This window comes from Variovorax sp. 10L421 (genome assembly GCF_056395365.1).
The window spans coordinates 1-10,933 of sequence record NZ_JBFTJJ010000047.1 but is presented as its reverse complement, the minus strand read 5'-3'; the positions used below and the strand labels follow the sequence as shown (position 1 = coordinate 10,933).

Below are 10,933 nucleotides of genomic sequence, written 5' to 3'. Positions count from 1 at the left end.
GGCAGGACATCGACACGGCACAGCTTCGGCAGAAGCTCGGCCAGGCGCTGCCCGACTACATGGTGCCCGCCGCGCTGGTGGTGCTCGACGCACTGCCGCTGAACGCCAACGGCAAGGTGGACCGCAAGGCCCTGCCGGCGCCGGAGTTCACGAGCGAGCACGCCTACGAGGCGCCCGCGGGCGAGGTGGAAGAAAAGCTGGCCGCCATCTGGGCCGATGTGTTGGGCGTGCAGCGCGTGGGCCGCAACGACAACTTCTTCGAACTCGGCGGCCATTCGCTGCTGGCGCTGAGGCTGCTGGAGCGCATGCGCGCCCAGGGCTGGTCGACGCAGGTGCGCACGCTGTTCCAGCAGCCACAGCTCGGCGCATTCGCGCAGGCGCTGGTGCTGGAGCCTGCGCGGCAGGAGCTGTCCGTTCCTCCCAACGGCATTCCGGCGGATTGCCGGGCGATACAGCCGGAGATGCTGACGCTGGCGACCCTGGATGCACGGCAGATCGCGCGCATCGAGGCGGCGGTGCCGGGCGGGGCCGCCAACATCCAGGACATCTATCCGCTGGTGCCGATGCAGGAGGGGATGCTCTTCCACCACCAACTGCAGGCCGAGGGCGACGCATACATCACGCTGAACCGCCTGAGTTTCGAAAGCCGCGGAAGGCTCGAGCATTTCGTCGCCAGCTTCAACGAAGTGATCGCGCGCCACGACATCCTGCGAACGGCCGTGATGTGGGAAGACCTTCCCGAACCGATGCAGGTGGTGCATCGCAAGGCCGTGCTCGAACTCCAGTGGCTGAAAGATGCCGCGCCGGGCGGCGCGAGCGCTTCCGCGCGGCTCGATGCCCACGTCGACCCGGCGCGCTACCGCATCGACGTGCGCAAGGCACCGATGCTGAGGGTGATTGCGGCCCACGAAGCGGACAAGGGCCGCTGGCTCCTGCAGCTGGCCAACCATCACCTGGTGGTGGACCACACCACGCTGGAGCTGGTCGTCGAGGAAATCGCGCTGATCCAGCAAGGCCGCAGCGCCGAGTTGCCGGCGCCCGTACCGTTCCGCCACTTCGTCGGGCAGGCCAGGCTGGACCTGAGCCAGGCCGGGCACAAGGCCTTCTTCAGCCAGATGCTCGCCGATGTGGAGGAGCCGACGGCGCCCTTCGGCCTGCTCGACGTGCAAGGCGACGGCACCCGGGTGCGGGAAGCCTCGCTTGCGCTGGATGCACGGCTCGCATCGCAGGTCAGGAGCCAGGCGCAGAGATGCGGCGTGAGCGCCGCGGCGCTGTTCCACATGGCCTGGGCGCTGGTGCTGGGCAAGACCACGGGCAGGGACGACGTGGTGTTCGGCACCGTGCTGTTCGGCCGCATGCAGGGCGGTGCGAATGTCGACCGGGCACTCGGCATGTTCATCAATACGCTGCCAGTGCGCATCCGGCTGGGAACGCAAAGCGTGCAGGCGTGCGTGCGCCAGACGCACGCGGCGCTCAGCGAACTGTTGAATCACGAGTACGCCAGCCTGTCGCTGGCGCAGCGCTGCAGCGCGCTGCCGCAACGGATGCCGCTGTTCACGGCGCTGCTGAACTACCGCTACGGCGCGCAGCAGGGCAAGGAGAAAGAGAAGGCCCCGTTGTGGGAAGGCATGGAGATCCTGGGCAGCAGGGAGCGCACCAACTACCCGATCGAGATGTCGGTGGACGACCTGGGCGAGGGCTTCCATCTGGTCGCGCAGATTCACGAGGCGGTGGATGCCGCTCGCGTGTGCGGCCTGATGGCCGCCGCCGTCGAGGCCGTCGTGCAGGGCCTGTCGGTGCAGCCCGAGCGGCCGGCCTGCGAACTCGAGGTGATGTCCGGCGACGAACGGCGCCAGCTTGCCGCATGGGGCGAAAACCCCATGCGGTATGCGCAGGACGAGCCGGTGCATCGGCTGATCGAGCGGCAGGCAGCGCTCAGGCCGGGCGCGACAGCGCTGGTCTTCGGTGACGAGGCGCTGAGCTATTCGGAGCTCGAGGCACGGGCCAATCGCCTGGCGCATTGCCTGATTGCCCTTGGCGTGAAGCCGGAGACGAAGGTGGGCATCGCGGTGGAGCGCTCCGTCGAGATGGTGGTCGGGGTCCTGGCGATCCTGAAGGCCGGCGGGGCGTACGTGCCGCTCGACCCGGAGTACCCCGTGGACCGCCTCGCCTACATGGTGGCCGACAGCGGCATCGGATTGCTGCTCACGCAAGACAACCTGAGAGCCCTGGTGCCGGGCGCCGAGGCGCTGCAGGTGGTGGCGCTGGACACGCTGGACACCGGCAGCCACTCCGATGCCGCCCCGCAGGTCGCGCTCGGAGGCGAGAACCTGGCCTACGTCATCTACACCTCCGGCTCCACGGGAAAGCCCAAGGGCGTGATGGTGCGGCACCGGTCGCTCAGCCACTTCATGCTGAGCATGATGCAGGCGCCGGGCATGACGCAGGACGACGTGCTGGTCGCGGTCACTTCCCTGTCGTTCGATATCGCCGCCCTGGAGCTGTACCTGCCGCTGCTCGCTGGCGCGCGCCTAGTGCTGGCACCGAGGGACGTGGTGCGCAACGGAAGTGCGCTCGGCCAACTGATGGACGGGTGCGGTGCCACCGTGCTCCAGTCCACGCCCGCGGGCTGGCGGCTCTTGCGGGCCGCTGGATGGAACGGCGGCCAGGCCGCGAACTTCAAGGGCCTGTGCGGCGGCGAGGCGCTGCAGGAAGACCTTGCGCAAGACCTGCTGGCGCTCGGCGTCGAGCTCTGGAACATGTACGGCCCCACCGAAACCACGATCTGGTCGACGGCGGCCGCGGTTCGCGGCAGGCCCCGCATCGGCGGGCCGATCGCGGCCACGACGCTGCACGTGTTGGACGGCTTCCTCAACCCGTCGCCCGTGGGCGTGCCGGGCGAGCTGTTCCTGGGCGGCATCGGCCTGGCGCGCGGCTATTTCCGGCGCGCGGGCCTGACGTCCGAGCGCTTCATCGCGGCGCAGGACGGCCAGCGGCTGTACCGCACGGGCGACCTGGTGAAGTGGAACCCCGAAGGTCAGCTGGAGTACCTGGGCCGCATCGACCACCAGGTGAAGGTGCGGGGCTTCCGCATCGAGCTCGGCGAGATCGAGGCGCAGCTGCTGGCGCAGCCCGAGGTTCGCGAGGCCGTGGTGGTGGCGCGCGAGAGCGCGAACGGCGCATCGCTGGCCGCCTACATCGCACTGCAGGCAGGGCAGGCGGCAGATACGGCGACGCTGCGCGACCGCCTCGCCGCGGCACTGCCCGACTACATGGTGCCGGCCGCCATCGTCGTGCTCGAGCGCCTGCCCCTGAACGGAAACGGCAAGATCGACCGCAAGGCGCTGCCGGAGGTTGAGTTCGCGAGCGACCGGGCATACGAGGCACCCGAAGGCGCGGTGGAAGAGAAGCTGGCCGCGATCTGGGCCGAGGTGCTGGGCGTGCCGCGCGTGGGACGGCACGACAGTTTCTTCGAGCTCGGCGGGCATTCGCTGCTGGCGGCGCAGCTGGCGTCGAGGGCGCGCGTCGATGGCGGATTCGACCTGCCGCTGCGCAGGATATTCGAGCACCCGGTGCTTCGCGACCTCGCGAATGTCGCCCGGGCGCGGCACGACGCCCCCTTGTCCGCTCGCGCGCCGGTGCTGCAACCGGTCGAGCGCGTGGCCGACATGAAGCTCTCGCCCGCGCAGCAGCGCCTGTGGCTGGTGAATCGGCTGTCGGATGCATCGGACGGCAAGCACGCGGCCTACAACATTTCGGCGGCACTGCGCTTGTCGGGCGCGCTCGATGTCGACCTGGTGCGCGCCACGCTCGACGCCATCGTGCAACGGCACGAAGTGCTGCGCACCTGGTTTCCCGAGAACGACGATGGCGATCCCGTGGCGCGCATTGCGCCGGAGAGCGAGCTTGCCGTTGCGCTGACGGATCTTTCGCACCTCCCGGCCGAAGTGCAGGCGAGGGCAATGCACGATGCGCTCGCCGCGCACGCGGGCACCGCGTTCGACCTGGCCACCCGCCCGGCCTTCGCGGCGGCCGTCCTGCGCCTGCAGCCCGAGGAACACGTGCTGCTGCTGTGCGTGCACCACATCGTGTTCGACGGTTGGTCCGAAGCCGTCTTCATCCAGGACTTCATGGCCCTGTATGCGGGGCTGCGGGAAGGGCGCGACTCACCCCTTGCGCCGCTCGCGATCCAGTACGCCGACTACGCCGACTGGCATCACCGCAAGCTCGCGCAGAACCTTGCGCGGGACGCCGCGTTCTGGCGCAGCTACCTCGAGGCCGCACCCGCCCTGTCCACGCTCAGGCCCGATCACGCCCGGCCTCCCGTGGCGTCGGCGGCGGGCGACACGGTCGGCATCGAGATCGGGCACGAGCTCGCGCAAGCGCTGCGTGGCCTTGCGCGGGAGCAGAAGACCTCGCTGTACGTGCTGCTGCTGTCGGCCTTCCTGCTCGTGCTGCACCGGCAGGCCGCGTCGGACGACCTGGTGGTCGGCACCGACGTCGCAGGGCGCGACCATCCGGCGCTCGAAGAGCTGATCGGCTTCTTCGTCGGCGTCGTGCCGCTGCGTTCCCGGCTCGCGCCCGCGTTGCCTTTCGTGCAGTGGCTCTCGAGGATCAAGGAGAGCACGCTGTCGGCCTTCGAACACCAGGACGTGCCCTTCGACCAGATCGTCGAACTGGTCGGCGCGCCCCGCAGCCGCCAGCACAGCCCGCTGGTGCAGGTGCTGTTCGTCATGCAGAACATGCCCGAGGGACGCTTCGAGATCCCCGGCGTGGTCATCGAGCCGATCCCGAGGCCCGGGACGACATCGAAGTTCGATCTCGCGGTGTTCGTGAGAGAGAACGAAAGCGGCCTGCGGGCCGAGTGGACCTTCGCCTCCAGCCTGTACCTGCGCGAGACCATCGAGCGCGCATCCACGGCGTGGCGCGGTCTCCTGCAGCAGGTCGTCGCGGCACCCAACGGGATGCTGGAGGGCTTCGTCATTCCATCCAACACGGAAAGAAACACCATGCCGTCTACCTCGCCCGCGCCGGGCAAGCTGCAGAAGCTCAAGAAATTCACCGCCAAGGATCGCAACGTCCAGGCCGCACCGCGCTCGCCCGTGCGCACCTCCTTCCTGTCGGACCAGCGGGCTTTCCCACTGGTCATCGAGGCCACGGGCAGCGACATCGACGCGGTGGCATGGGCCCGGGAGCAGGGCGCGTACATCGAGGCCAGCCTCGGCAAGCACGGCGGCATCCTGCTGCGCAATTTCGGCCTGCGCACGCCGCAGGAATTCGAGGCCTTCGCGGAAGTGATCGAACCCGAGCTCTACGGCGGCTACGGCGATCTTCCGAAGAAGGAGGGTGGGCGCAACACCTACCGTTCGACCCCGTACCCCGAGCGCCAGATGATCCTGTATCACAACGAGAGTTCGCACCTCGACCGCTGGCCGCGCAAGCAGTGGTTCTTCTGCGAGCTGCCTTCGCCCGTGGGCGGCGCCACGCCCATCGTCGATTGCCGCGAGATGCTGCGCCTCCTGCCGGCCGGCATGGTGGCCGAGTTCGAGCGCAAGGAGCTGATGTACGTGCGCACCTTCGTACCCCGGTTCGACGTGAGCTGGAAGGACTTCTTCAAGACCGAGAGCAAGGCCGAAGTCGAGACGCGCCTCGCGCTGGCCGGCACCGCCTGGCGCTGGCTGGACGAAGACACGCTGCAGACCCGTACCCGCTGCCCGGCGGTGATCACGCATCCCGTCACCGGCGAGCGCGTCTTCTTCAACCAGATCCAGCTGCACCATGCGAGCTGCCTGGAGGCGGACGTGCGCGAAGACCTGCTGGCCATGGCCGGTGGCCTGGAGTACCTGCCGCGGCATGTGACCTACGGCGACGGCACGCCGATCGACGACGAGACCATGGCAGTGGTCGGCCGCGCCTACGAAGCGTGCGCCGTGCGCTTCGACTGGCGCCAGGGCGACGTGGTGATGCTCGACAACATGCTCGCGGCACACGCGAGGGACCCGTACGAGGGGCCGCGCAAGATCGTGGTCGCCATGGGTGCGATGTGCGACCGCACCGCGCTTGCGCAGGCTCCCGGGGCCGCTCGGCAACCCGCCGTGTTCGAGGGCTGAAGCCATGGCTGCCATTCTCGAAACCACGACTTCCTCGCTGCCGCTCAGTCCTGAGCAACGTGCCATCCGGGCGCAGCATGGGGAGCAGGCCGCTCCCGGCGCGCCCAAGCTCGTGCTGCAGGCTGACCTCGACGGCGAGCTCGACGCGACGCGCCTCGAGGCCGCGGCCCGCTCGATCGTGCAAGCCCATGTGGCCTTGCGCTCGGCGGTGTTGCAGGTTCCCGGCTTCCGGGGTCTCAGGCAACAGGCCCTGGATGCGGCGGCTGCGCTGCGCTGGCAAAGGATCGACCTTCGCGGCAATGCCGACAGCGCGACCGCGCTGGCCGACTGGATCGCCGCGTGCACGCAGGAGCCGCTGGATGTCGCGAGCGGCGCGGCGCTGCGCGTCGGCATTGCCCGGCTCGGCGAAACACGGCACAAGTTCGTGCTGGTTGCCAGCGTGTTCGCCGCGGACAAGGGCAGCCTGCACGGCCTGCTGGATCAGATTGCAACGGCTTACCTTACGGGGCAGGCCGTCGATGCGGACGAGGTTTTCCAGTACACGCAGTTCGTCGAATGGCGCCAGGACCTCGACAGCGGCGAGGAGGCCGCCGACGGGCGCGGCTACTGGCAGACCTGCATCGACCGCGCCGATGTGCTGCAGGCACCGCGCCTGAACAACCGGATGGACGGGGTACGCGAGGTCGCGTCGCCGGCGCGTGCCAGCCTCTCCCTTCCTCTCGATGCGGCGTTTGCCGCCCGCACGCAGGAAGCGGCCGGGCAGCTCGGGTGCGGCACCGACCTGCTCCTGCAGGCCGTGTGGTGGCTGCTCGTGGCCCGGTTGACCGGCCACAGGCCTTTCGTCGCCGGCTGGCAGAACGATTGCCGGCACGACTACGAAGTGATGCGGGGAGCGGTGGGCGTCTTCGAGAAGATCCTGCCCGTGGTCGTGGACATCGCGCCCGACGAGCGCTTCTCCGACTGGATCGCACGCCTGGGCGAAACGCTCGAGGCGCACGCCGAGGCCCAGGAGTACTGGGCGATCGATGCGCCGCCGATCTCTGCGCACCTCGACGTGGGCTTCGGCTTCGACGAGATACCGGTGCGCTCGCACGGTGCCGTGGCCTGGCGCGTGGACACCGCGCCCGGGCCGCTGCCTTGTTTCGAACTGGCCATGCAGGTCGGTCGGGCCGGGCAGGCTTTCACGTTGTCCGTGCATGCGGATGTGTCGCGCTATTCGCCCCAGGCCGTGGAGCGGCTGCTGTGGCAGTACCAGACTTTGCTCGAGGATGCCGTGGCGCAGCCGCGCGCGCCGGTCGGCAGCCTCGCGCTGGTGTGTGAGCGCGAGCGCCAATTGCTGCTGCTGGCAGCGCGCGGTGCGGCGGCCGATTTCGGAAGCCTCACGCTGGCCGGGCATGTCGCCCGCTGGGCGCGGACGACGCCGGACGCGCCCGCGCTGGAGGCTGGCGACGTGCTGCTGAGCTATCGCGAATTCGATGCGCGAATCAACCGGATGGCGCACTGGCTGCAGGCCCGGGGCGCCGCGGCTGGAACGCTGGTGGCGCTCAACCTTCCGCGATCGGCCGATCTGCTGGTGGCGATGCTGGCGAGCTGGCGCATCGGGGCGGGCTACCTGCCGCTGGACCCCGAGTGGCCCGCCGCGCGCCGCCAGGCCGTGCTGGAAGACGCCGTGCCGTCGCTCGTGCTCCATGCCGCAGGCGTGCCTTCGGCTGGCGATGCGCCGTGGCGGCAGGCATCGCTGGACGACATGGACCTCGACGGTGTTGCCGACAGCGCACCGGCATGCCAACCCGCGATGCAGGATCTGGCTTATGTGCTCTACACCTCGGGTTCGACGGGGACGCCCAAGGGCGTGGTGATCGGGCAGGGGCAGTTGCTCAACTACGTGGCTGCGGTGTCATCGGCCATGGACCTGGCTCGCTGCCGCCGCTGGGCGCTCACAAGCTCCGTCGTCGCGGACCTGGGCAACACCGCGCTCTTCGGTGCGTTCCACAACGGTGCCTGCCTCGTCTTGGCGGGAGCGGGCGACGTGAAGGATGCGCGAGCCTTCGCCGGCTTCATGCGCGAACGCCGGATCGACGCGCTCAAGATGGTGCCCTCCCACCTGGAGGCCCTGCTCGAGGACGAGGCGCCGAAGCTGCCCGGCACGCTGGTGCTGGGCGGCGAGGCTGCACCGCGCTCGCTCATCGAGCGCATCGTCAGGCTTGCACCGGATACCGCGATCTACAACCACTACGGCCCCACGGAAACGACGGTGGGCGTGATGGTGCACCGCGTATCGGCGGGCGAGGCCGCATCCCCGGTGCTGCCGCTGTCGCGCGTGCTGGCGAACAACCGCGTCCATGTGCTGGACGAAGCCTTGCGCATGGTGCCGAGCGGCGCGCTGGGGGCGGTGTATGTCGGCGGTGCGCAGCTGTGCCGCGGCTACCTGAACCGGGAGGTGGAAGGCGCTTTCGTGGCCGATCCATTCGAGCCGGGGCAAGAGCTCTACCGCACGGGCGACCTGGCCTGCGTGCTGCCCGAAGGCGGCATCCGCCTGGCGGGGCGGGCGGACGACCAGATCAAGATCCGGGGCTTTCGCGTCGAGCCGGCCGAGGTGGAGGCGGTGTTGCTGTCGCAGCCCGGCGTGCGACAGGCCGTGGTGCTGGCGGTACCGGGCGGTGGAGGCGACGCCGAACTCCGGGCCTTCGTCGTGGGTGACGGGGCGCTCGCGTCGGAGGCCGGTCGCTCGGCGCTGACAGGACGGCTGGGCACGCTGCTGCCCGCACACATGGTGCCTGCGCGCTGTATCTTCGTCGCGGAGTTCGCGAGGCTGCCGAACGGAAAGATCGACCGGCAGTCGCTGCTGTCCGCGGCACGCAGCGATGACCGCAAGCCGGTGGCGGCGGCACCGCGCGACGCGCTCGAATCGGTGCTGGCCGAGTGCATGGCAAGCCTGCTCCAGCGCGACGCCATCGGCGTGGAAGACGACTTCTTCGAGCTGGGAGGGCACTCGCTGCTTGTGATCAAGCTTGTGGCGCGCATCCGCAAGCAGCTGCGGATCGACATCGCGCCGGGGCTGGTGTTCGACCATCCCAGCGTCGCCACGCTCGCAGCGGCGCTTCGCACGATGGAGAACGAGGGATCGGTTTCGGCATACAGGATGGAACAGTGATGAACAGCAGCAATGCGGCGCGGCGGATTTCAGCGGAGAACGGATGGGCGGATGACGATGGCGACGACGAAATCCTCCATCGCGTGTCGGACGGCGATGAGGTGCCGTTGTCCCCTGCGCAGGAGCAGCTGTGGTTCCTGCAGCGCCTGGAGCCGGGGCTGACGGCCTACAACCTGCCGCGGACGTTCCGCCTGCATGGCCCGCTGGACGCGGATGCGCTCGAGCGCGCGTTCCAGGCCGTGATCGATCGCCACGGCATCCTGCGCACCCGCTTCTTCGAGAAAGACGGCGTGCCCATGCAGCAGATGGTGCGGGACGTGAGGTTCATGCTGGAGCGGTTCGATCTGTCCCTGGAGTCCGGGGCCGCGCGGCAGGCGCGCGTCGATGCGCTGACGGGCGAGACGGCCCTGCATGTGTTCGACCTGGACGCCGCGCCTGCATTGTTGGCCAGGTTGATCCGGCTGTCGGGCCAGGAGCATGTGCTGACGGTCTGCCTGCACCACATCGTGTCGGATGCGTGGTCCAACCCCATCCTCGCTGCGGACCTCGCGTCAGCCTACCGCCTGGCATTGGCTGCGGGTGCGGCCGTGCGGCTGCCGGCCTTGCCGGCCCAGTACGCCGACTACGCGCTGTGGCAGCGCGAGCGCCTGCAGGGCGAGGGCCTGGCGAAGCAACTGGACTACTGGAACACCCACCTGGGTGCCGATGTGCCACCGCTGGAGCTGCCGCTCGACGCGGCGCGCCCTGCGCGGCAGACCTTCGACGGTGCGGTGCATCGCTTCGCGCTGGAGCCGGCGCTGGCGGTGGCGTTGCAGAAGTTCTGTCGCACGGAGAAATGCACGCCCTTCGTGGTCCTGCTCGCGGCGTGGCAGATGCTGTTGGGCCGGTACAGCGGCCAGAACGACTTTGCCGTCGGCGTGGCCAATGCCGGCCGCCATCGCGACGAGGTGCGCGACCTGGTGGGGTTCTTCGTGACGACCCAGGTGTTCCGGGCGCGGCTCGAGCCGCGCGCGACGTTGCGCGAAATCTGCCGGCGGGTGCGGCGCGATTCGCTGTCGGCGCTGGAGCATGCGGACCTTCCCCTCAATGCGCTGCTGGCCGGCCGGAACGAAAAGCGCGATGCGTCGCGCAACCCGTTGTTCCAGGCGATGTTCGGCGTGCAGATGAGCGACAGCGTTGCCGACCTCGCGTTCGGCGACGTGCGCGCGGAGCAGGTCGGGGGCGGCAACGCGAGCGCCAAGTTCGACCTGTCGCTGGATTTCTTCATCGAACCGACGCGTGCGTACGCGCAGATCGAATACAACACTGATCTTTTTGGGGAGGCCACCGTGGCGCGGCTGGCGGGCTGGTATGTGCGCCTGCTCGAGACGTTGACGGTCGATCCGGACCAGGTCTTTTCGGAGATCGATCTTTCGAGCGAGGCGGAGCGTGCGCAACTGGCCTCGTGGGGTGCGTGCAGGCAGGCAGCCGAAGCCGGCGAGCCGATCCATCGGCTGATCGAACGGCAAGTGCGCGCACGGCCCGAAGCACCCGCGCTGTGCTTCGGCGAGCAAACGCTGAGCTACGGCGAACTCAACACACAGGCCAACCGCCTTGCACACCGGCTGATCGCCCGGGGCGTGAAGCCCGAGACCAAGGTGGGCATCGCGGTGGAACGCTCCATCGAGAT

General features: G+C 69.1%; 3 protein-coding genes. All 3 read left to right on the top strand.

The genetic code is table 11. The features are described from left to right. On the top strand, positions 1-6,110 hold a 6,110-nt coding region (locus AC1DFC_RS29245), incomplete at its 5' end, for a non-ribosomal peptide synthetase (RefSeq protein ID WP_478180527.1). A gap of 4 nt (positions 6,111-6,114) precedes the next feature. Beyond that, positions 6,115-9,264 carry a non-ribosomal peptide synthetase gene (locus tag AC1DFC_RS29240; RefSeq protein ID WP_413332286.1) on the top strand — a complete coding sequence of 1,050 codons (3,150 nt, stop codon included), beginning with the start codon at positions 6,115-6,117 and terminating at the stop codon, positions 9,262-9,264. Then, the coding region (locus AC1DFC_RS29235) for a condensation domain-containing protein (RefSeq protein WP_478180526.1) at positions 9,264-10,933 on the top strand (1,670 nt) is incomplete at its 3' end. The genes AC1DFC_RS29240 and AC1DFC_RS29235, both read left to right, overlap by 1 nt.